This is a genomic window from Nibrella saemangeumensis, assembly GCF_039541915.1.
GTDB classification, from domain to species: domain Bacteria; phylum Bacteroidota; class Bacteroidia; order Cytophagales; family Spirosomataceae; genus Nibrella; species Nibrella saemangeumensis.
In genome coordinates, this window is sequence record NZ_BAABHD010000027.1 from 37094 (window position 1) to 59115 (window position 22022).

General features: G+C 53.9%; 19 protein-coding genes. 5 read left to right on the forward strand and 14 right to left on the reverse strand.

The window, feature by feature from the left end; all coding sequences use genetic code 11:
- Positions 1–62: 62 nt before the first annotated feature.
- Both ABD949_RS11950 and ABD949_RS11955 read right to left on the reverse strand, forming a co-directional pair.
- Entirely contained in the window at positions 63–1451 is a 1389-nt protein-coding gene (locus tag ABD949_RS11950; protein ID WP_345243740.1) for a sensor histidine kinase, read from the reverse strand.
- A gap of 2 nt (positions 1452–1453) precedes the next feature.
- Positions 1454–2128 carry a response regulator transcription factor gene (locus ABD949_RS11955; RefSeq protein WP_345243742.1) on the reverse strand — a complete coding sequence of 225 codons (675 nt, stop codon included), beginning with the start codon at positions 2126–2128 and terminating at the stop codon, positions 1454–1456.
- Positions 2129–2969: 841 nt separating this feature from the next.
- Here ABD949_RS11955 and ABD949_RS11960 point away from each other — a divergent pair.
- The 3 genes from ABD949_RS11960 (at position 2970) to ABD949_RS11970 (ending at position 6806) form a co-directional block, all read left to right on the forward strand.
- Entirely contained in the window at positions 2970–3977 is a 1008-nt protein-coding gene (locus ABD949_RS11960; RefSeq protein WP_345243744.1) for a porin family protein, read from the forward strand.
- Between the two features lie 19 nt (positions 3978–3996).
- The gene (locus ABD949_RS11965) at positions 3997–5052 is read left to right on the forward strand and encodes a hypothetical protein (protein ID WP_345243746.1); all 1056 of its coding nucleotides are present in this window, start codon (positions 3997–3999) and stop codon (positions 5050–5052) included.
- Between the two features lie 356 nt (positions 5053–5408).
- Positions 5409–6806, forward strand: coding sequence for a mercuric reductase (locus ABD949_RS11970; RefSeq protein WP_345243747.1), 1398 nt, complete (start codon positions 5409–5411; stop codon positions 6804–6806).
- 150 nt (positions 6807–6956) lie between these two features.
- On the opposite strand, the gene ABD949_RS11975 is transcribed toward ABD949_RS11970, so the two are convergent.
- From ABD949_RS11975 to ABD949_RS12010, 8 genes are all read right to left on the reverse strand, one after another.
- Entirely contained in the window at positions 6957–8579 is a 1623-nt protein-coding gene (locus tag ABD949_RS11975) for a D-alanine--D-alanine ligase family protein (protein WP_345243749.1), read from the reverse strand.
- Between the two features lie 103 nt (positions 8580–8682).
- On the reverse strand, positions 8683–8949 hold the full coding sequence (locus ABD949_RS11980) for a NifU family protein (protein ID WP_345243751.1): 267 nt from the start codon (positions 8947–8949) through the stop codon (positions 8683–8685).
- 85 nt (positions 8950–9034) lie between these two features.
- Entirely contained in the window at positions 9035–10141 is a 1107-nt protein-coding gene (locus ABD949_RS11985; protein ID WP_345243752.1) for an Mrp/NBP35 family ATP-binding protein, read from the reverse strand.
- A gap of 48 nt (positions 10142–10189) precedes the next feature.
- Positions 10190–11194, reverse strand: a complete 1005-nt coding sequence (locus ABD949_RS11990) for a GSCFA domain-containing protein (protein ID WP_345243753.1) — start codon at positions 11192–11194, stop codon at positions 10190–10192.
- A gap of 151 nt (positions 11195–11345) precedes the next feature.
- Positions 11346–11786, reverse strand: a complete 441-nt coding sequence (gene rplI, locus ABD949_RS11995; RefSeq protein WP_345243755.1) for a 50S ribosomal protein L9 — start codon at positions 11784–11786, stop codon at positions 11346–11348.
- A 91-nt stretch (positions 11787–11877) separates the two neighbouring features.
- The gene (rpsR, locus tag ABD949_RS12000) at positions 11878–12129 is read right to left on the reverse strand and encodes a 30S ribosomal protein S18 (RefSeq protein ID WP_345243757.1); all 252 of its coding nucleotides are present in this window, start codon (positions 12127–12129) and stop codon (positions 11878–11880) included.
- 2 nt (positions 12130–12131) lie between these two features.
- On the reverse strand, positions 12132–12500 hold the full coding sequence (rpsF, locus tag ABD949_RS12005; RefSeq protein WP_345243759.1) for a 30S ribosomal protein S6: 369 nt from the start codon (positions 12498–12500) through the stop codon (positions 12132–12134).
- A 136-nt stretch (positions 12501–12636) separates the two neighbouring features.
- Positions 12637–13578, reverse strand: a complete 942-nt coding sequence (locus tag ABD949_RS12010) for a hypothetical protein (RefSeq protein ID WP_345243761.1) — start codon at positions 13576–13578, stop codon at positions 12637–12639.
- A gap of 178 nt (positions 13579–13756) precedes the next feature.
- On the opposite strand from ABD949_RS12010, the gene ABD949_RS12015 reads away from it, so the two are divergent.
- Together ABD949_RS12015 and ABD949_RS12020 are read left to right on the forward strand one after the other, a co-directional pair.
- On the forward strand, positions 13757–14419 hold the full coding sequence (locus tag ABD949_RS12015) for a YggS family pyridoxal phosphate-dependent enzyme (RefSeq protein ID WP_345243947.1): 663 nt from the start codon (positions 13757–13759) through the stop codon (positions 14417–14419).
- Between the two features lie 94 nt (positions 14420–14513).
- The gene (locus ABD949_RS12020) at positions 14514–14891 is read left to right on the forward strand and encodes a DUF423 domain-containing protein (protein ID WP_345243949.1); all 378 of its coding nucleotides are present in this window, start codon (positions 14514–14516) and stop codon (positions 14889–14891) included.
- Between the two features lie 6 nt (positions 14892–14897).
- On the opposite strand, the gene rodA is transcribed toward ABD949_RS12020, so the two are convergent.
- The 4 genes from rodA to ABD949_RS12040 all read right to left on the reverse strand — a co-directional run bounded on the left by rodA (position 14898) and on the right by ABD949_RS12040 (position 21991).
- The gene (gene rodA / locus ABD949_RS12025; protein WP_345243762.1) at positions 14898–16178 is read right to left on the reverse strand and encodes a rod shape-determining protein RodA; all 1281 of its coding nucleotides are present in this window, start codon (positions 16176–16178) and stop codon (positions 14898–14900) included.
- Positions 16179–16238: 60 nt separating this feature from the next.
- A complete protein-coding gene (locus tag ABD949_RS12030; RefSeq protein ID WP_345243763.1) occupies positions 16239–18176 on the reverse strand; it encodes a penicillin-binding transpeptidase domain-containing protein in 1938 nt (645 codons plus the stop codon).
- 225 nt (positions 18177–18401) lie between these two features.
- The gene (locus ABD949_RS12035; protein WP_345243951.1) at positions 18402–19379 is read right to left on the reverse strand and encodes an SMP-30/gluconolactonase/LRE family protein; all 978 of its coding nucleotides are present in this window, start codon (positions 19377–19379) and stop codon (positions 18402–18404) included.
- 140 nt (positions 19380–19519) lie between these two features.
- The gene (locus tag ABD949_RS12040) at positions 19520–21991 is read right to left on the reverse strand and encodes a TonB-dependent receptor plug domain-containing protein (protein WP_345243765.1); all 2472 of its coding nucleotides are present in this window, start codon (positions 21989–21991) and stop codon (positions 19520–19522) included.
- Between the last annotated feature and the right edge of the window lie 31 nt (positions 21992–22022).

A 22022-nucleotide genomic window follows, 5' to 3' on the forward strand; every position in this document is an offset into this window, starting at 1 on the left:
GTAATATTCGAAAGCACTTCTTAGAATAAACTTAGAGGCACATTAAAAATTATTAGAATCGGCTACCGGGTGATCATCGGCAGGGTAATTTCGGCGGTAGTTCCTTCGCCATTCCGGGAAAATAGCCGGAGGTTGCCCCGGTGGAGGGTAATGATGCGCCGGGCCAGCGTTAGCCCAATCCCAAAACCCTGGATCTGCTCGACGTTAGAGCCGCGTACCAGCGGCAGAAAGATCAGGTCCTCTTCGCCGGGTTTCACGCCGATTCCCTGATCGATAATCCGGATGTGGGCCTGATTGCCGGGGCCGATCGCCAGATGCACGGTTACGGGCTTACCCGCGGAGTACTTGGCCGCATTTTCGAGCAGATTCAGCAGAGCCGTCTTCAACAGGTGCGTGTTTCCGTCAATCATCAGCGGAGCAGGGTATTCGAGTACTTCATCACTTACCTGCACCGAGAGCGGCTGGCCCAACTTTTGCTGGCCAATGGTATCAGCCGCATCCAGCAGAACGTCCATCAGCTCGACCGGCTGATGATCGATGCGGCTATTCAGGTCGTCGATCCGCGCCAGTTGCAGCAGGCCGTTTGATAGCGCCGTCAGCTTATCCAGTTCCCGGACCGCCTGCACCATACCACGCTTCAGCTGGTCCGGATCGGTATCGTAAGCTATGGAGGTTTCCAGCCAGCCTTTGATGGTGGTCAGCGGGGTTCGGAGTTCATGCGACGCTTGGGCGATAAAGGAGCGCTGGCTGTCAATCAGCCGCTCCTGCCGGGTAAGCAGCTCGTTGAAGGCCGTAGCGAGTACCCCGACTTCGTCATCCGGATTTTCGGCTTTCAGGCGAACGTTCAGGGACTGCGAACCGGCGGAGTTTAACTGGTCGATGAGGTCATTCAACGGTTCGAGGGCCTTGCGGGAGAAGAAAAAGCCGAGCACCACCACCAGGCCAATGGCCACGGCAATGCCAAATAAGAACAGATCACGCAAGGTTTCCTGGCGCTGGTACCCGTCCTGGTCATAGGCCGTTACTACAGCTACATAGGGCCGGCCATCGGGCGCAGGGTTCAGGCTGGGGTAGGTCAGCGCAACGCCGTCCTTCAGGTAGTTGTGTCCCCGGCTGGGATACGTAAACCGGATGAGTCCTTTTTGGCGAACCTCTTCCCGAAAAGCCGAATCAGGCACGAAATCATTTTCGGGATTACTGACGTAGATCAGGCTGTCGGCGGGTGAATACACAAACTCGGCCTGCTCAGGAATAGTCGAGATAACGCTGCCGGCGACGGTTCCCCGCAACGTCAGCAGGTGTTCGGTTACCCTCGCTTTGCGCTCCAGCCGGTCTTCTATAGCCCGCTGCCGGAAGCCCATGTACGTGAAATAAACGTAAAATGAGAAAACCAGCAGGATACTGGCAACCAGCAGCGAAAACCAGAGAATGAGCTTGTGTTTGATTTGCATGGTCAGCCTCTCAGGACGTACCCCATACCGAAGACGGTATGCAGCAGTTTGGGTTCATACCCCTTGTCGATCTTCTTCCGCAGGTAATTGATGTACACATCGATCACATTGGTATTGGTATCGAAGTGCAGATCCCAGACGCGCTCGGCAATATCGACCCGGCTAACGGTGCGGCCCTGGTTCCTCATCAGGTACTCCAGCAGCGCATATTCGCGGGCGGTAAGTTCGATGCGGCAACCGGCACGGCTAACCGCCTGCGCCTGCGTATCCATCTCCAGGTCGGCTACGCGCAAAACCTTTTGGGTGCCAAAGAACGTATTGTTCCGCCGGGCCAGGGCTTTGATGCGCAGCATCAGTTCCCGAAACTCAAAGGGTTTAACCAGGTAATCGTCGGCTCCCGCCCCAAAACCGCTTTCCTTGTCCGACAGGCTGTCGAGTGCGGTCAGCAGCAGTACCGGCTGCTGCGGTGACCGGTCTTTGATTTGCCGGCACAGTTCGAAGCCGTTGATATGCGGCAGGTTTATATCCAGAATGATAACGTCGTAGGGTTTGCTATCCGCCAGCCGCTGCCCCATCAGGCCGTCGTACGCTACATCAATCGTATGCCCTTCGCTCTGTACTCCTTTCAAAATAAATGAAGCCAGACTCACTTCATCTTCAACCAGCAATACTCGCATACGTTGTACATCAATATTAATTCTATCTGGTTTTTTGGCTACTCTGGCATCCAATCAGACCACTCCTCCCGGATAACCCTAATGATCTTACCAGAAATTGCCAAGACCGGTTTCGCTACCTTTCCTAGAAAACCTCTACTGGGAAGTAATTAGCCAGACCGTTGATTCGCAAAACGGTGGACTGTCTGACTGAACGATACGGGCCAGTGCCTATTGTCTATATGATAGTCCGCCTTGTAATAAGCGCCCTTAAGGATAAAAGCTCCCCTCAGCAATTTTTACCCAGACCAACGAAATAACTGGGCATAGGGTTTGACGGAATTTTGTCCGGGTACTTACTCAGTTAGGCTATTAACGTTTTAAACAATCTGTTTCGCACCGAACCGGCTTCATTCTACAGCAGGACTTTAGTTAAGGTCCAACACCCTACACCGTTTCCGGCAGTTTGGCGGAAGTGCGGTTTGATTTGCAGCTAGTAGAACCCAAAACCAGCATCATGGCAAAGTTTCAACATTCATATTTCGCAGGTTAAGATGGCAGCGCTGGAGTGAAGAGGAGAAATTACCATGCTTAAGAAATCGCAGGAGCCTAAAGTAGTTGAAGTGAACGTCCGCGACGGGAGACAAACCGTAAAGATTAAAATCGCCTAAGGCTGGAAAACAGCACCTTAAGCAAATTCTAATTCTATATTAAGCCTTTTCTTATCACTGCCGGGGTTTTATAGGAGTACAATGGGCTGAACCGGCACTGGCTCTTGCCAGATCGTGTGACCAATCAGTGGGGCGGGTCAAGACCAGTGTATTTGTCTGTTTTTTAACTAAAATCAAACTTAACGTTACCTATGATGAAAACTATCTCTTTAGCGCTACTGGCAGTAGGAATTGCCGGCGCAAACCTGGCCTATGGCCAGCGCGACACACGAACGTACGAGAACAACCGGGCTACCAATGGGCAAAATCGGTACGAAAACAGGCCTTATACGGAGAATCAATCACTTCGTTCGAACGGAATATCAACGCAGCAGTTTGAGCGGGCACTCATCAATGCCTATAAAGAAGGGTATAAGGATGGAATGGAAACCGGGCAAAAGCTGAAGAGAAACGCCACCCCGGATCGGGTAACCACCCGCGACCGGCGCATCTACCCCGATCCCGACCGGGTCAGAACGAATGAAACGATGGGCCGCAACAATGATAACCGATCTGCCTCCCCGCGGCTGAATACCCGCGACCGCCGGAATGACGAGACTATGCAAACGTCTGAAGTCAACGTTAATGAACGGAGGGTAATTGTCAAAGAAAAACAGGTGCTGCCTTATAAAGCCTTTACAGGTGGCTTTTACGGAGGCCTCAACACAACACGCTATCTGGGCGAAGACATTGATGCCAGCAACCTGTCTGGTCGGTTAGGCTACCAGTTAGGCGTATTTACGCGCTTTGGCGGCCGGGTTTACGGCCAGCTCGGAGCCGAGTACTTTGCCTCCAGTTCCAACTTCTTTGTGCCGGGCGACGGACAGAGTATTCAGGACATTTCGGGGCGGATCAATAACCGGTGGCTTCAGATTCCAGCGCTGGTTGGGGTTAAACTGGCCCAGTCTACGCGGGGTATTTCCGGTATCCGGCTGGCGGTAGGTGCTGAATACGCGAACCGGCTCGGCGGCAGCAATACGGTTCAGATTAACAATGAATCGTTCCGCAGAGGCAGTTTCCTGGCGCTGGGCAACCTGGGGTTTGATCTGGGCCCGGTCATGCTTGACCTGGTCTACCACCACGGCCTGAATGACCTGATCAGCGGATTCAACAACTCACAACGCCGGTCCTTTGGGGTGAATGTCGGATTCAAATTCTAACCGATAAAACTATCACGTGATGAAAAAGACACTATGGCCCGTAGCAGCCCTGATCGCAGGGCTGCTGACGACCTCCTGCCAAACCAGCCGGACCGTAGCCGACACCCGGAACAGCACCGAACGCGCCGGTTATAATACCGATACGAACAACCAACGGGACGAGGACAGCTACGCAGCCACCGACCGTGAGGGCCGTGAGTCAGCCATGAGCGAGGACCGGCAACATGAAGACCAGCGTACCAACACCACGTATTCTAATCAGGGAACGTCTGACGATGCGTTGTCGGAAAGCCGCATCCGGCAACGCCTGGGGCTGAGCAGCGGCCAAACCAATGAGGCAAACGTGTATACCGAAACAGACCGCAACCAGAATCGCCGGTACGACGGCAGTCCGGCCGGTACGCAGGCCCAATCATACGGAATTGCTAATGACCGGAATACAAACCAGCGGTATGATCACTATCAATACCCGAACGGATTCTACGGGTACCAGCCATACCGGGATAACAGCTACCCGTACCGCAACGAGCCGATGAATACCCGCAGGCCATCGGGCACCCGGTATGGGAATGGGCAGATGTCCTACAACCAGTATCCTGGCGACGGCTATCCGGACAATCGGACGCCGTATGGCGATACCGGCAATCCGTATCCCAACGGCCAGTATACCGGTTACCAGTATCCCAACGGTCAGTACGCCGGGAACCGGATGTCAGACAATCAGACAGTCAACGACCGGATGCGGTATGACCAGAATGGTTACACCGACAGCAGAATGACTACCGCCAACGGGCAGAACAATCGCCTGAATGCGGAGCGCCGGCAACTCGCCGACCAAATCAGCGAAACGGTGAAAAGTCTGGACCGTTCGCTCCAACGGCTCCGGAATAACCCACAAAATTCGGTAAGCACCACGCAGCAGGAACTTACCCAACAACGCGACGACCTGGTTAAAGCGTATTACGAGGTGCTACACGGGTCTGAACAGCAGTGGAAGCAAACCCGGCGGCAGGCTAGCCGACTCGTTTATGATGTTGAGGAAAAACTGGAAGCAACGGAAAAGCCGGCAAAATAGGAAATTGCTAAACTGGCGCTGCTATATAGCCAGGACTGGTTTCCCGCCCACAAATTATCCTAGGTGAAAAGCCTGCCGGTACGACCGATTGGCACAACCATCAGAACCATGCCACTTGGAGGGCATACGGTTCTGATGGTTGTGCCAATCGGTCGTTCTTTCTGGTGATTAGTTACCTTATCGGAAAGGGTATTGGTGGAAATGAAAAACCTCCAAGCAATAAGCCCAAAAAAATGTTTAAGCTAATGAGCTTCCTTGAAAAGGTGCCATCCACCACTTATCGATAAATCTACTCATTGATTACGGCCTGGCTATTGTTGCTCATTTACGGAATTATCGGTACATCAACCATTAACATGAACGAAGACAATCAGGAACAGTTTGACGCCATCATCATCGGCGTTGGTCAGGCCGGTAAGCCGCTGGCCTTAGACCTTGCCGGAAAAGGCTGGAAAACAGCCGTCATCGAGCGCAACTTTCTAGGCGGGAGTTGCATCAACTACGGCTGTACCCCTACCAAATCATTAATTGCCTCCGCCCAGATAGCCTACCACGCCCGCCGTTCCGGTGATTATGGCATTACCACCGGCGATGTTCGCGTAGACTATCCGGCGGTAAAAAAACGCAAGGACGAGATTGTAGAACAGTTTCGGGAGGGTATCCAGAAAAAATTTGATGAAGCCGAACACCTGACGCTCATCCGGGGAGAAGCGCGGTTTACCGGCCCAAAACAGGTGGAAGTCGCCCTCAACGAAGGCGGCAGCCGGACGCTAACCGCCGACCATATTTTTATCGATACCGGCACCAGCCCCCGCAAACCGGACCTGCCCGGTCTGGATGATGTACCCTGGCTCACATCAACCTCCCTGATGGAGTTGGAAGAGCTGCCGCAACATCTGCTGATCATGGGTGGAGGCTATATTGGGCTGGAGTTTGGGCAGATGTTCAGGCGCTTCGGCAGCGAGGTAACGCTGATTGAGCGCGGAGACCAACTGCTGAGCCGGGAAGATAAAGACATCGCCGATGAGATGGCTACGTTTCTCCGCGATGAAGGGATTATCATTCACTTGAACACGCAGATAGAACGGGTAAATCAGGATGCATCCGGTGCTATTGAGCTATCGCTGAAAACCGGAGACAAGTCAGACAAGGTCTCCGGCTCGCATTTGCTGATTGCCATCGGTACTACTCCCAATACAGCCGCCCTCAACCTGGAAGCTGTGGGTATTGAAACGGACAAACACGGCTATATTCAGATAAACGAGCGGCTGGAAACCAGTCAACCTGGTATTTGTGCGCTGGGGGATGTAAAAGGCGGGCCGGCGTTCACCCATATCTCCTACGACGATTATCGCGTCATCCGCCAGAACCTGCTGGAAGGCGGCAATGCCACCATCACCAACCGCCCGGTGCCCTATACCGTCTTTACCGACCCGCAACTGGGTCGCATCGGACTTTCGGAGCGGGAAGCCCACGAGCAGGGCCGTACTTTCAAAATAGCGTCAATACCGATGTCCTCAGTGGCCCGCGCAATTGAAACCAGCCAGACCAACGGCCTGATGAAAGCGATTGTTGATGCTGACACAGGGCAGATTTTAGGCGCAGCTATCCTGGGTCTTGAAGGCGGTGAGCTGATGGCGATGCTGCAAATTGCCATGATGGGCAACGTACCCTACACGTCGCTGAAAGACGCCGTTTTTGCCCATCCAACTTTAGCCGAATCGCTGAATACGCTCTTTGGGGAAATTGAGTGATTAAATGATTGAGTGGTTGAGTGAGAGCGCTGCTTAATAAACATTTTTACAAAATACCTGTAAGTCTTCCAGGTACGTACATTGATTTTTAAAACAATCAGAGCGAACTTCACTCGTTTCGTCCGATCAATCACTCAATCACTCAATCACTCAAACATACTGCGCCACAATATGCCTCGCGCGTTCGGCAGTTTCGAGTACCAGGGGGTGACGGAGCTGGTGCAGGGCAGCGTCGAGGTCTTCGATGGTGTCTTTGAACATTAGGTGGACCGGCAGCTCGTGCGATTCCAGCTTCGATTTGGTGTATATCAGCACGGGCTTCACCTTTCCCTCGGCGGCCAGACGGTTGTATTCCTTTTTGGCTTCGGCGAAATTCTCGTCGGTAGGGCCAAAGCCGATTGTCTGCTCCGGTAGCGGATGGGCTTTGCGCTGCGCCAGACGATTATCCAGGTCATGGAGCATTTGCCACAGGCGAAAGGTATCCTTGCCGGTACGGATACGCTCACGCAATGACTGACGGATCAAGTACGTCAGCGCGTTGGTGATGTTCATCCCAATCTCTGCCATCTGCTTGAAGATCAGCGAGGCCGGTGACATGCCCGGAATGGTGTTGGGGTCGTGCAGCAGCACGCGGCCGTCAGGCGTTAGAAAGCCGTCGATGCGGGAGTATACGTTGATGCCTAAGCGCGTAAATACCTCGGCCACTGCCTGCTGAATCTTGCGGTTATGCTCCAGACTGGCCTCAACCGGTATACGCTTGCGGGAGGTATTCGACTGGTATTTCGATTTGAAGTCGAAGCTGGTGACGTTGTAAACTTCTGTGGGCGGCAAAGCAATGGCTGTGCCTTCGTCGTCCTGGATGACCCCGCACGAGAACTCCTGGCCGGTAATAAACTCCTCAAATAGCACCTCGTCTTCGGCATGAACGGAGGATAGCGTGATGGGTTGCTGGTGACCCGCCAGAAACGCCAGCAGCGCCTGCGGAGTGCGCAGGACATCGCCGGTCTGCTCGGCCACTACCGGATACCCGATGCTTTCGTCCAGGTTGGCGATGCGCTGGGCATGATCCCGTTTTTCCTCGTCGGAAAAGGCGTTCCACTCCGACGGGTCTACTGTCAGCGTAAAGAAACACTGATCCACCGCCCGGCAGAAGGCACTCAGGTTATTGTCACGAACAATAGCCACGCCAATAGACGATCCCTGATGGGGAGCCTTTACGACAACGGGCAACCCCAGATGCTCCACCAGCGACGAGAAAAACGCATCTTTATCGGCATTCAGCCAGGCGTCGCGGGTAATGACGGCGGTTTTCTTCTGCTGCCCGTTCACCAGTGCGATCAGCTCGTTTTGCAGGATCTTGTTGATACCCACGGCCGAGCCCATAAGGCCCGGTCCGGTATACGGCATCTTGTACCACTCAAACAAACCCTGAATGCTGCCGTCTTCGCAGTCGGGCCCATGCATGGCCAGAAACGCTACCTCAAAGTGCTGCTTAAAGGCTTCGGGTTTAATCTCGGGATAGTCGTTGCCCCAGCCATCGGCGGATAACGATTCATCATACACCGTAAAACCAGACTCCTGCGGCAGCATCTCACGGATGGATGTCCTTTGTAAAATGGTCGGATTTACCAGCCGGAAACGTCCGGTTCCGTCGACAAAGATCAGGACCGGCTCAAACAACGATTTATCCAGATTATCGTAAGCGGTGCGCCCACCGGCAAACGAGATTTCGCGCTCCCGGGAGGGACCACCAAAGAAGATTCCTACTTTCACCGTGTTACTATTAGTCGTGTTACGGCGCAAACTACGAAAAAAGCCGTCCCGCAGGAGAGCGGGACGGCTTTTTTCATGGGTTCGTTATCGTATAACCTCAGACTCAGAACGGTGATGTAATATTCACGGCTTCTACCTTTGTTACTTCGGGTACTGCCTTCAGCACGGCCTCTTCCAGACCCGCCTTGAAGGTCATCGCCGACATCGGACATGAGCCACAGGCCCCTACCAGTTCGAGCCGTACCACACGGTCATCGGTTACTTCCAGCACCTTTACGTTACCGCCGTCTGCTTCCAGATACGGGCGGATACCGTTCAGGGCTTTTTCTATTCTGTCAATGAGTTCGCTGTTACCTACCGCTGTTTCCATGTCGGCTTTTGTTTACTATCGCTGTGGTAAAAATACCATTATTTATGCAAGAAAGCAAGGTACGGGGGTATTCATAACCAAATCGCTACACCCGAAGTTCCACGCGTTTGGTCTGGTCGAGCTCGGCATTGCGTATAGAGACAAACTGCGCCAGCGCTTCGGCCGCTGACCGGAAAGCCCCGGCGGCAACCGGCTCATCAGCAATCACGGCCGGCCGACCTTCATCGCCCGCTTCGCGGATGCTCTGCACCAGCGGGATCTGCCCCAGCAGGGGTACGCTAAACTTATCGGCCAGCTGCTGTCCACCGCCTTTGCCGAAGATATAATATTTTGAATCCGGCAGTTCGGCCGGTGTGAAATACGACATATTCTCGATGACGCCCAGCACCGGCACGTTGATCTGCGGCTGCCGGAACATGGCCAACCCCTTTATGGCATCGGCCAGGGCCACTTTCTGCGGGGTCGTCACGATAACAGCTCCGGTAACCGGCACGGTCTGCACCAGGGTCAGGTGAATATCGCTGGTACCGGGCGGCAGGTCGATCAGCAGGTAATCCAGTTCGCCCCAGTTGGTATCGCCGAAAAACTGTCTTAAGGCCTGGCTCGCCATCGGGCCGCGCCATACTACCGCGCTATCAGCCGGTGTCAGGAAGCCAATGGACATCAACTTAACGCCAAACTGCTGCACGGGCTGCAACAGATTACGGCCATTCACCTCCGATACAGCCGGCTGAATCCCTTCAGCACCAAACATCAGCGGCATGGATGGTCCAAAAATATCGGCGTCAATGATACCGACCTTCGCGCCCGACCGGTGCAGTGCCACAGCCAGGTTAGCCGTTACGGTCGATTTGCCAACCCCTCCCTTACCGGAGGCCACGGCAATGATGTTCTTCACGCCCGGCAGCACCGGCGCGTTGTTTCGGGTAGAGGTCACATCGGCGGTCATATCCACCCGCACCTGGATGCCGGGGCCGATGTGCGTATGGATCGCATCTTCGCAGCGCTTCCGGATCAGTTCCTTTAGCGGACAGGCCGGTGTGGTCAGCACGACGGTAAAACGTACCTGATCAATGCCCAGCTCAATATCTTTAATCATATTGAGCGACACCAGGTCCTTTTTCAGGTCCGGTTCTTCCACATGGCTGAGCGCCCGCAGAACCGATTCTTTTGTGAGTTTATAGGTAGACATAAGTGATACTGTACGGTCGGATATAGTGCTAACCCCACGGAACGCCGATTAGTTTGCCGGCTGACGATTTGCTACGGTAGCTTCCAGTTGTTCCCGAACGGAGGCTATCTCGACGGACACATCCACCCTCGTCCGCAACGTTTCCAGCTTAGCCAGCAGATGGGTCAGAAAACGCCGGTGCGCGTCGGTAGGCCCGTAGAGCGACCGGTGCGCCAGCGACTTCCGGATACCGGCCCATTCGGCAACGAACGCGCGAAGTTCGTCATCAAAGAGACTTTCGCCAAACTTTTGGAAGATATACTCATGCGCTAGGGCATTCGGGTGAATCAGGTCGGATTCGTAAAAACGGTAATCGCGGAGGTCATCCACCATAATCTCGTAGCTCGGGAAGTAGTGGACAAAATCATGCCAGACAGTCAGTTCGTGACAGACTACCCGCAACAGCGATTTGCTCACCTGGTTCATGGGAAGGGTATCGCGGGTATGCCGCACCGGACTAACCGTCAGCAGCACGTTCAGCTTCGGATTGGCCCGGCGAAGCGCCTTCAACACCTTCGTCTGCGTATCACGCACATGGTCCAGGCTATAAAGGTATTTCTCAAACAGAGAGCCGGGCATTTTATGGCAGTTCGCTACCACCTGCCCGGTTTCGATATGGCGGTACACCATCGCCGTGCCGAACGTCAGAAAGAGCCAATCGGCCCGGCGGAGTGTTTCGCCTACGGCACACAGGGTATCCTGTAACTTACCGGCCAGCGCGTCCCGGCTATCAGCCCAAAGGGATGAGTGAAAGTCGTAGTGAAACCAGATACCATCCCGCTCCACGTAAAGGCTCTCGTCTGGCTGGTTGCCGTTCAGCGCCATCAGCAGCAGTTTGGCCATGGAGACCGGGTTGAAGATGGTACCGAATGGATTGATGGACACGTTCAGTTTATGGTCGGCCAGGTGGCGTCCCATCACGTCGGCAAAGCAGGAACCAATGGTAAGAATTTCGTCGGTTTGCCGAAGGGGCTGCGGCAATTTTTCGGGCGTAAATTCGGTAGTGAACTGCATACAGTAAAAACAAAAAAACAGGCTAAATAGGTCCGTTTTCAGCCGTTTACTTTTGGGTTCACCAGCCTCTTTTTGAACAAAAAAACCGGCGCTGCCTCACCCGTTTTGGGTAGCAGCGCCGGCCTGATTTAACGCTGTTGCAGGAGTCTGATTACTCAGCTACCACATCAAACGTAAGGATATGCTTTACGTCCTTGTGCAGGTCGAGCGTAGCCTTGTATTCGCCCAGCGATTTTACATCGTCAACCGCAATTTTCTTCCGGTCAATGTCGAACCCTTTCTCGCGCAGGGCATCGGCAATCTGGGTGTTGGTTACACGACCGAAGATTTTGCCGCTCTCACCGGCTTTGGCCGGGATGGTCAGCCGCAGGTCGCCGATCTGGTCGGCAATAGCCTGCGCGTCGTTCTTGATCTTCTCGGCTTTGTGGGCCGCCTGACGGATATTTTCGGCGATCATCCGCTTGTTGGAATCAGTCGCCATGATAGCAAATCCCTGAGGAATCAGGAAGTTGCGGCCGTAACCGGGCTTCACCGTCACAGTGTCATTTTTATAGCCCAGGCCGGCAATATCAGTTTTGAGAATTACATCCATTTTTTAAATCTGTTTCAGGTTTCATGTTTCAGGTTCCATGTTGTTAGCTGGTGCCAAACATGAAACTTGAAACTTGAAACAGTTAAACTGTTTATTTCAGCGAGTCGCCTACGTATGGCAGGATAGCCAGATGACGGGCACGCTTAACGGCCTGAGCCACTTTCCGCTGGTATTTCAGGCTGGTACCGGTAATCCGGCGCGGCAGGATCTTGCCCTGCTCGTTCAGCAATTTCAGCAGAAAGTTAGCGTCTTTATAATCAATGTATTTGATACCGGAGCGCTTGAAGCGGCAGTACTTCTTCCGGTTTTCGTTCTTGTTGACGGATTCGTTCTGTAAGCTCATGGTTATTTAGCCTCCTCGTTTTCTTGTTTTTTCTTACCGACCAGACCTTTGCGCTTCCGCTCGTTGTAATCAACGGCGTGCTTGTCCAGTGCAATCACCAGGTGACGCAGGATGCGCTCGTCGCGCAGATACTCCGTGTTCAGGGCAGTCAGGAGTGCAGGAGGGGCATTGAACTCAATCAGTTGGTAGTAACCCGTATTTTTGTGCTGAATCGGGTAGGCCAGCTTCCGCAGGCCCATGCTCTCTTCGTGAACAAGCTCCGCACCATGATCGGTCAGCACTTTACGGAACTTGTCGACGGTGTCCTTTATCTGTTGCTCAGATAAAACGGGAGTCATAATGAACACCGTTTCGTAGCTTTTTAAAGACATGATTTATTGAACTGGTTTAAAATTAGGGTGCAAAAATACGAAGAAAAGACAATAGTCGCAAGCAGGCAGCCATTAGTTTCATTATCAGAGACTAATGGCTGCCTGCTTGCGACTACCGATTAATCCGTCTTAGTTCCTACTTGACGGTAAACTCCCCTTCCCCAATCTTAAATCCTTCCGCATACAACTCAATAACGTGGCGGCCTTCGTTGAAGCGCTGCCCACCCCGCCCATACACGAAAGATACTTCCTGGCGACTGTTGTCGAACTGAACGCGTTGCCGGGCGGTATAGATCATATCTTTCCCACCGGCATTAAACTCGCCGGAACCGGTAGCCATGTCGGAGATAACAGCCCCACTCGGATCGAGGATACGCATGTAAATCTCTTTTTCGTTCTGCTGCGTCAGCGGATTCTCGGCTAACCGGAAACTAACCTTGACCCGGTCAATGCGCCGGGCCTTGTAACTTCCGCCTTCGCGCTCCTTTCCTCTGGCATTGAGGGCATTGACGGATACATTCTCGGCTTTGAGCGCGGAGGCCCTTGTTACTTTTTCGGACAGCTCTCGATTTTTCACCGAATACACACTGACTGAGTCGCTGAGCGCCTGCCGTTCGGTACGCAGGCCGGTATTCTCCTGATTTAGTACCTCATTCTGCTGCGCCAGCAGGCTGTTCTCTTCCCGCAGCCTGACAATTTCCTGCTCTTTCTGAGCCAGCAGGCCCTCGTACGACCGGATCTTCTGTTCGTATTTCCGAAGGTTAAACCCGTTTACGTTTCGCAGTTCCCGTTTGTCAACTTCCAACTGCTCCTTGACCCGCAGCAATGAATCGACATTGCCACCCAGCCGCTGAATTTCGGCAATCTTGGCATCGAGTTGGAGCGATATAGAGTCTAGCTTGGTTTTGGTGGCCAGCACCTCCTCGGTTTTGGCGGCAATCGTGGCCTCCTGGGTTTTGTTTGTTTGTCGCTCCTGGTAATAAAAATACAACAGCAAGACATTCAGAGCAGCCAGAATCAGCAGCGCGGCTATCAGATAGTTACGACTGCTGTTCCGTCTTTCCTGATTCGCTTCCATAGAAAAGTGTAGCTTTAGAGGGTGTAAATCAAAACTTAAAACCGCTTTGGTTTATTGCTTCTAAACCGGCAAATCGGGTATTTTGCGCCAAAAACTACCTATTTCCGGTAAATTCTCAAATTTATCCATCAGAAAACGATGAAATTTCTGACCAACACGGTCCCACTGCTCCATGCCTATGACCATTGCCCAACGTATTGACCAGATCAGATCTCAGTTGAACGGACGCGCCCGCCTGGTAGCCGTTACCAAAACAAAACCCATCCCGATGCTGCGCGAAGCCTACGAGGCCGGCTGCAAATCTTTCGGCGAGAATAAGGTGCAGGAGATGATCGAAAAGCATCCGCTGCTGCCCGCCGACATTGACTGGCACCTGATTGGCCACCTGCAAACCAACAAGGTTAAATACATTGCTCCGTTTGTTAGCCTGATTCATTCTGTCGACAGTCTGAAACTGCTGCAGGAAATCAATAAGCAGGCGGCCAGGAACAACCGCACCATCGACTGCCTGCTGCAGATTCATATTGCCGAAGAAGAAACAAAATTTGGCCTGAGTCCCGACGAAGCCGAAGCCCTGCTCAATGTGCCGGAACTGGACAACCTTTCCAACATCCGGATCATCGGTTTAATGGGACTGGCCACCTTCACGGACAACGAAACGCAGATTCGCCGGGAGTTTCAGGGCCTTAAACAGTTATATGATAAACTCAGCACCATTCAGCGTACCAATGTCGCCTTCCGGGAACTCTCCATGGGCATGAGTGGTGATTATGGCATTGCCGTCGAAGAAGGCAGTACGCTCGTCCGCGTGGGTAGTGCTATTTTTGGGGAAAGGAATTAATGCTGTTCCAAATTTCATGTTTCATGTTCCAGGTTAGAAAGGGAGTTGGGAACTTGCTACATGAAACCTGGAACCTGAAACAATAAAAAACATGATCAAACTCTTCATCCAATCCGGCGCAGCGCTGGGTCTGCTGGGCGTAGCGCTTGGCGCATTTGGGGCGCATGCCCTGCGGGCTACCCTGGCGGCTTCGGGCCGGGCCGATACGTACGAAACGGCCGTTAAGTACCAGTTTTACCACGCGCTGGCCCTGCTGGCTGTAGGTATCCTCATTCAGTTGCTGGGCAATAATCCGGCGGCCGTTCGTCTGCTAACGATCGCGGGCTACCTGTTTCTGGCAGGAGTTATCATCTTCTCCGGGTCGCTGTACATCCTGTGCTTTTCTGGTATTACTGTGTTCGGAGCCATTACGCCCATCGGGGGCGTGTTGCTGATTATCGGCTGGGCGCTGCTATTCTGGGCGTTTCTTTAAGGTGCACTACCCCCTGGCAAACATGCTGGTCCGGCGTGAGTCGAGCTTCAGAAAGATAAACAGCAGAATGGTGAACGACCACAGCGACGACCCTCCATAGCTGAAGAACGGCAGCGGAATACCAATGACCGGCATGATCCCGATAGTCATGCCGATATTGACCATGACGTGAAAGAAGATAATGCCGGCTACGCAATAGCCGTATACCCTGGAGAACTTACTTCGTTGTCGCTCCGCCAGGAAGATGAGCCGGCACAATAATCCGATGAAGATGGCAACGACGATGGCACTGCCCACAAAGCCGTGTTCCTCGCCAATGGTACAGAAGATAAAGTCGGTGCTCTGTTCGGGTACGAAGTCAAATTTGGTCTGGGTTCCTTCCAGAAAGCCTTTGCCGTGAAGCCGGCCGGACCCAATGGCGATTTTGGCCTGGGTCACGTTCCAACCTACTCCCAGTGGATCAATATTGGGGTCGATTAGAACCTTAATCCGGTTACGCTGGTGCTTTTGCAGGACATCGTTGACAAAAAAATCGACGCCGGTAACCACACCCATCATAATTAGCCCTATCAAACTGATGGACAGGATGTTGGTGGGCGTCCGGTTGTACCGGGGTAACATCCAGATAACGATCAGTGCCAGCACGGCAATGGCCAGAAAGATGTAGAGTTTGGGCACGATCAGCGACAGAATCAACAGCGCAGCAGCCGCAATTCCAATGGCTGGAATAAAACCAGGTAACCCCTCGCGGTACAGCATGATCACAAACGAAGCGAACACCAGTGTGGAACCCGTTTCGTTGGACGCAATGATCAGCATAGCCGGCAACCCAATGATTCCGGCAATATACATCAGGTCTTTCCGCTTGGTCAGGTTAATACCGGGCGCGTCCAGAAACCGGGCCAGCGCCAGGCTAGTCGCTACTTTGGCAAATTCGGCCGGCTGAATCGACACGGCCCCGAACTTAAACCAGGACCGGGACCCGTTGATATTGGTACCCGCCACCAGTACCAGCAGCAGCAGCAGGATCATGATCCCATAAAAAATATAGGCAAACGAGTCGTAGAAGCGGTGGTGAATCACCAGGATACAGATGATCAGGATCACACTGGTCCCGATCCACATCAACTGCTTCCCGGCATTGTTCGAAAAGTCAAAGATACTGGTATGGTCTTCCGGACTGTACACAGCCGCAAAGACGTTGAGCCAGCCCATCATCACGCAGGCCATGTACAGGATGACGGTCATCCAGTCAATGTTGCGCGTTATTTCATCGTTACGATACATGCTACTCTAAACCGCTGCCCCTAGTCGGCAGGATTCTTTCTCTTGTTATGAATGAGTGGGTTAATTACCGGCCGAACCCTGCGGTGTTACCATGGCCATTTTGGCCAGCATCGGCTTGCGCGTACTGTCTTTCCGGGTCGTGTCTTTCTTTTTAGGCGGCACTACGGGCTTGGGTGGAGAAGTCACCACCGCAGGCATATAGTTTTTCTCCGTAATGAACTTCTCCAGTTCTTTGGCATCGGTCCGGCGCTTCAGGTAGCGCTCAGTCACCAGGGCCGCCACCGAAGCAGCCGCCACCCCACCCCAGCCTGCATTTTCGACAAATACGGCGATGGCGATCTTGGGGTTATGCGCCGGAGCGAAACCGATAAAAATCGAGTGGTCCTCCCCTTTCTTATTCTGCGAGGTACCGGTCTTGCCGCAAAGCTCTACGTCCGGCAGGTTAGCCATCCGCATCACGGTTCCGTTGGTTACGGCCGCCCGCATCCCAACGATCACCGGCTCGAAATACTTGGGATTGATGCCGGTCTCCTGCCGTTCGCGATACTGTTCAGGAACCCCCTGCCCCGGTTTGTTAAACCCTTTGATGTAGTGCGGAGGATAATAATAGCCCCGGTTCGCAATGATAGCCGCTACATTGGCCATCTTGAGCGGACTGATCAGCAATTCGCCTTCGCCGATACTGAGGGAGTATACGGTCGAGAACTTCCAGCGTCGGGTACCGTAAACCTTATCGTAGTACTCAACATCGGGCAATTTACCTTTTAATTCGCTGGGAAGGTCTACCCCAAGACGTTCACCGATACCAAATTTCTGCACCATATCATGCCAGTACTCCAGGCCGGCCGCCGATGCCTTAAAGGTATTCGTTTCGGAGTTGTTATACATCAGACGCCGGAACACATGGTAAAAGTAGGGGTTGCAGGAGTACTGAACCGCACCGTACAGGTTCACCGATCCGGGGTGACCGTGGCATTTTACCGGAGCACCCGCGTGCGAGTAAACCGTGTTGGGAAACAGTGTTCCCTGCTGCTGGGCCACCAGGGCCTGGATAAGCTTAAATGTTGAGCCTGGGCGGTAACTGGCCATTACCGGCCGGTTGATCAGCGGCTTATAGGGATTCCGGATTAGTTTAATGTAGTTCTTTGAAAAATAGCGACTCGACAGAATATTCGGGTCGTAGGTAGGTGCCGATACCGACACCAGAATCTGGCCGGTTGAAGGTTCAATGGCCACCACGCTACCCACCTTGTTCTGCATCAGACTGTCGGCATACTGCTGTACCTCAATGTCAATACCGGTATAAAGGTTCTGACCCGGCACCGACAACGTATCGTATTCCCCGTCTTTCCAGGAGCCTTTGAATACCCCACGTACGTTCTGCATGATGTACCGGACGCCCCGCTTACCGCGCAGTTGCTCCTCATACTGCTCCTCCAGGCCGTTGTGCCCGATGTAGTCTCCCTGCCGGTAATACATCGTCTCCTGATTGTCGAGCTGTTTTTTGGTGATCTCACTCACGTAGCCCAGTGCGTTGGCCAGCGTACGGGCGGGATACGTACGCATCGAACTCGTCGCCGGCTCAAAGCCGCGGTAGTCGACCAGCGCATCCTGAATACGGGCGAAATCTTCTTTGGACAACTGCCGCATAAACAGCGAAGGCTTTACAGAAGAGTACGCCTTGGCCAGGTTCATTAAGCTGTCAAACTCATTGGTCGTAATACCCATCAACCGGCAAAACGCCAGCGTATCGGGTATCTTGACCTGACGCGGAGTCACGTACAGGTCATATACGGGCGTGTTGTAAACGATCAATTTGCCGTTTCGGTCGTAAATCTGCCCCCGAACGGGTACTTCAATAACCCGCTTGATCGAGTTACTCGACGACTCCAGCGAATAGCTATCATCTAAGATCTGGAGATAAAACAGACGAGTCAGATATACCAATCCGACGAGGCAGAAGACGCCGATGATGATATATTTTCGATTCTCAAACATGTATCAATTTTCCGTAAGCCAGGCTTCACAATTCAACTCTTATCCTACAAAGTTAACGCCGTTAGGCGGCATTCAGCAAGCGAGCCGGATGTCTTACCAAATTATTTTTTGGTTGAACAACGACGTCCCCTCTAATAACGATGCACAACGGGTTTTCTGCATAGTAAACCGACGACCGGAAGGCAATGTTTGCGCAGGAAGCTACGGTAAGTGCCTTTGGCAGAGCTACCAATTCCCCCTGGCGGTGGTGCGAATCCGGCAAAGGTACATATCGGCGGTCAGGTAAAGCGTGGAGCCATCGTCGCCCCAGGCGCAGTTGGCGGTAGCCTCACCGGTTTCAATGCGACCAAGCAGTTTTCCGGCCGGAGAAATCACCAGCACACCGCCCGGTCCGGTACTCCAGACGTTGCCGTCGCGGTCGGTTTTCAGGCCGTCGGGCAGGCCCTTCAGGTTCTGCTTCAGGAGCGGAGCGGCATCAAACAACACCCGGCCCTTCCCCACCGAGCCATCTGTCTGCACCGGATACGCCATGATGACGGGCCGCTGTGGGTCAGATTGCGCGATGTACAGCGTTTTTTCGTCAGGCGAGAACGCAATGCCGTTCGGGCGGGTCAGGTCGTTGATGAGCAGCGACACGGTACCGTTAGGCGCAATCCGGTACACTCCAAAAAGGTCTGTCTCCCGCGTCGGGTCTTTTTCCTTGCCGGGCAAGCCGTACGGTGGATCGGTAAAGTAGTAGCTGCCGCTGGAATGGACCACTACATCGTTGGGGCTGTTGAAGCGCTTGCCCTGGTAATTGTCAGCCAGGGTTCGTTTGCCTCCGCCCGACAGCGGCATGGCCGATACCCGCCGGTCACCGTGCTCGCAGGCAATGAGCCGCCCCTGCCGGTCGAGGGTAAGCCCATTGCTTCCCGGTTCGTCGCCATACTCGCCCGCCCCGGTATAGCCGGAAGGTTTCAGGAATTGAGTGAGACCATCTTTCTCCGACCATTTAAAGATGGTATTCTGCGGTACGTCGGAGAACAGCAGGTAATTACCGTTTTTGATCCAGATAGGACCTTCAGACCAGACAAAGCCGGAGGCCAGCACTTCGATGCGGGCATCTTTGGGAATGAGTTTATCCAGTTGCGGATCGTTGCGGATAATGGTGCCGATGGAAGGATAATTGCTGGTTTGGGCGGTCGCGCCGGTCGTCAGAACCATTGCCACCAGCGAGCCGATGGCGACGGCAGAAGTCAGGGTTTCGGGGTACATGGGGTTAGCTTATCGCGTGTTTTGGTATGTCAGCATAAATAGGTTCAGGGTTCGGGTTACCAGCACCTGGAACTTGAAACAATCGAACGTTACTCCACCTTCATCAACTGCCGGCCAGAACCAGGGAGGCCCTCGGCCGTGGCACCCTCGGTGATGATGCGCAGCGTGGTACGGGCGTCGGAGGCAAAGAAGGAGATGGTGGCCTTGCCGTCGGCACCGGTCTGGATCAGGGGTTCCCAGTGCAGGGTAGCGCGGTAATCGGGCCGGTTATGCTCGGGTCGGGATTCGTCGTAGCGGGGTGCGTAGAACTGCCGCACCGGCGTGAAACCGGGGAGCTTGGCGACCAGAATACCCTCAGCTTTATCCTGGCTGGGGTCGTAGGTCGGGTTACCCCGCTTGGTCATGACATTGATAACCCCACCTCCTGCCCGTGAGCCGAAAATAGCGGCTCCGGCACCCTTCAGGACATCGATATAATCGACATCCATCACCGGCAGCGACAGCACAGCCTGTTTATCCACCGGCATTCCGTCGATCAGGAACAGGGGTTCGACCACCCCGGAGAAATTAGCAGCTCCGCGAATCTGCACCGTCGGGTTCATGGGCGAACCGGAAATGTTCAGTCCGGCCACGCGCCCCCGCAGGAGATCCAGCACGGACATGGCTCCGCCGGCCAGTTGCTGGGTAACCTTCACCGTGGCATCGGCCGAATTATAGATTTTCCGGCTATCCGTTTCAATTCGCTTCGCCTTCACCTTTACCTCCTGTAGCAGGATCTCCCGGTTGCGCCGGATCTGCCGCTCAATTTCCAGGTATTCACCGGCCCGTTTCCGAAACTCGGCCAGTTCGTCGCGTTGCACCACCAGCGGATTGTACGGTACCTGCGTCAGGGTTACAGCTGGCTTTACCAGCTGATCGAGGGTCAGGTTGAGATTGCGGTTGCCTTTCTGGGTAATCGCCTGAATCAGGACGTTGGTCGTGTCGGTAAAATCAAGTCCATACAGCCCGTAAAACCCAGCTTCGTTGGTTTCTTCGGTCAGAAAGCTGCGGGCGCTGTCGCGACTTAAGAACATAAACGTCAGCCGCACTTTGCCGGCCTGTTTCTGGTTAGGCCGGACCACCTGCCCCGTGAGCGACAAGCCCGGCTCCACCGGGTACTTTGGTTCTGCGAGGTTGCCGGCCAATACCTCCGGCCAGGTAAACCGGCGCCAGCCCTGGGTCATCAGCAGCAGGTCCAGCTTTTGCAGGCGGTCACGTTTAGTCGGGTCGAAATAATAGCCGGACTGCTCAATAGTCCCTTTCAGGTCTGACGTCAGCAGCAGATGCGACACCAGGGTTGCGTCATTACTGTCGGGTTCCAGCGCCTGCCGGACATCGGTCACAGCCATGGACAGATTAGCCGCTACGGGTTTATTCTGCGCATCGGTTACGCTCACATCCATCGTCACTTTCTCGCGGGGCTTTACCGAAGGCTTCTGTGGGGTAACCGAAATGGTCAGTTTCCCGCCGTTTTCGGTGTACACCAGCCTTTCACAAACCGGGGTATTGGTTTCGTCGAACAACGTCAGTTGGGCAATGCCGTCCGGAAACTTGTCGCGGGGGAGTTGCACCAGCAACGATTTTTTGCTGACGGCTCCCCTGGCAACCTGAATGATAGTGCCTCGTACCTGGGCCACCAGCGTTACCTCGCCGGCGGTGCTGGCCGGTTTGTTGTTGGTAATAAAAGCACGGATGCTGGCTTTGTTGCTAATGTTATCCACCGTCAGCACATAGCCCTGCGGCCGGGCCGCTGGTAAGGCATAGCGGGCATAGGGCTCGGTTCCCTGGCGCAGGTAGGCCGTATAGGTCTGGTCCGGTTCCGGCTTTAATTTAAAAGCTCCCATACCCAGGTGCATGCTGCTGAGCCCCGCAATGGTATCGTTGCGCGAATTGAGGACAAACCCCTCTGCCTCCATCCCCCGCCCGGTAGCATCCACGACCTTAAAGGCAACCCGGCTATCGAGCCCCATGACCAGTTCACCGCCTTCGGGCATGAATTGAACATCAGGCCGGGCCGCGGTGGGTGCTGCCGTTGGGGACAGCGCTCCACCCGGCGGCAGCACAACCAGGGATTTGGTAAAGTAAAAGTCTTCGGAAAAATTACGCATCCAGCCCGTATAGGCCCGTAGCAGGTAGGATCCGGGCGCTACCGTTTCGGGCAGGGTAAGCTGGCCGGGTGCCTGTCCGCCAACCGCTTTCAGCTGGGCCTGCATCACCAGTTTGCGGGCGGCCGGGTCGATCAGATCAACGTAGAGTACTCCACTGATGGAGTCCACTTCGTGGCTCAGGCCGTCGAAGAGGTAGCCCTTCAGCCAGACCGTTTCACCGGGGAGGTAATAGGTGCGGTCGGTCTGCACATACACTTTCTCTTTGGGAAACCGCCGGTTGTAGGTATCCAGCTGCTCCATCAGCCGTTTGATGAATTCATCATTGGTCAACCGGAAGGCGACAGACACCCCGGCAATCAGCGCAACCGCGACACAGGCGGATAGCGGCCGGACACGTTTGGTAAAAAAGAGCATAAGGTAGGTTTTAGGAGGAAGATGTTCCAAT

Bases quoted from the DNA above. Each gene is read 5' to 3' on its own strand.
- ABD949_RS11950 (WP_345243740.1), bottom strand. From the start codon at position 1,451: ATGCAAATCAAACACAAGCTCATTCTCTGGTTTTCGCTGCTGGTTGCC.
- ABD949_RS11970 (WP_345243747.1), top strand. From the start codon at position 5,409: ATGAACGAAGACAATCAGGAACAGTTTGACGCCATCATCATCGGCGTT.
- rodA (WP_345243762.1), bottom strand. From the start codon at position 16,178: ATGTATCGTAACGATGAAATAACGCGCAACATTGACTGGATGACCGTC.
- ABD949_RS12035 (WP_345243951.1), bottom strand. From the start codon at position 19,379: ATGGTTCTGACGACCGGCGCGACCGCCCAAACCAGCAATTATCCTTCC.
- rpsF (WP_345243759.1), bottom strand. From the start codon at position 12,500: ATGTCTTTAAAAAGCTACGAAACGGTGTTCATTATGACTCCCGTTTTA.
- ABD949_RS11985 (WP_345243752.1), bottom strand. From the start codon at position 10,141: ATGTCTACCTATAAACTCACAAAAGAATCGGTTCTGCGGGCGCTCAGC.
- ABD949_RS11965 (WP_345243746.1), top strand. From the start codon at position 3,997: ATGAAAAAGACACTATGGCCCGTAGCAGCCCTGATCGCAGGGCTGCTG.
- ABD949_RS11980 (WP_345243751.1), bottom strand. From the start codon at position 8,949: ATGGAAACAGCGGTAGGTAACAGCGAACTCATTGACAGAATAGAAAAA.
- ABD949_RS12030 (WP_345243763.1), bottom strand. From the start codon at position 18,176: ATGTTTGAGAATCGAAAATATATCATCATCGGCGTCTTCTGCCTCGTC.
- ABD949_RS12040 (WP_345243765.1), bottom strand. From the start codon at position 21,991: ATGCTCTTTTTTACCAAACGTGTCCGGCCGCTATCCGCCTGTGTCGCG.
- rplI (WP_345243755.1), bottom strand. From the start codon at position 11,786: ATGGATGTAATTCTCAAAACTGATATTGCCGGCCTGGGCTATAAAAAT.
- ABD949_RS11955 (WP_345243742.1), bottom strand. From the start codon at position 2,128: ATGCGAGTATTGCTGGTTGAAGATGAAGTGAGTCTGGCTTCATTTATT.
- ABD949_RS11990 (WP_345243753.1), bottom strand. From the start codon at position 11,194: ATGCAGTTCACTACCGAATTTACGCCCGAAAAATTGCCGCAGCCCCTT.
- ABD949_RS12015 (WP_345243947.1), top strand. From the start codon at position 13,757: ATGACCATTGCCCAACGTATTGACCAGATCAGATCTCAGTTGAACGGA.
- ABD949_RS12010 (WP_345243761.1), bottom strand. From the start codon at position 13,578: ATGGAAGCGAATCAGGAAAGACGGAACAGCAGTCGTAACTATCTGATA.
- ABD949_RS11960 (WP_345243744.1), top strand. From the start codon at position 2,970: ATGATGAAAACTATCTCTTTAGCGCTACTGGCAGTAGGAATTGCCGGC.
- rpsR (WP_345243757.1), bottom strand. From the start codon at position 12,129: ATGAGCTTACAGAACGAATCCGTCAACAAGAACGAAAACCGGAAGAAG.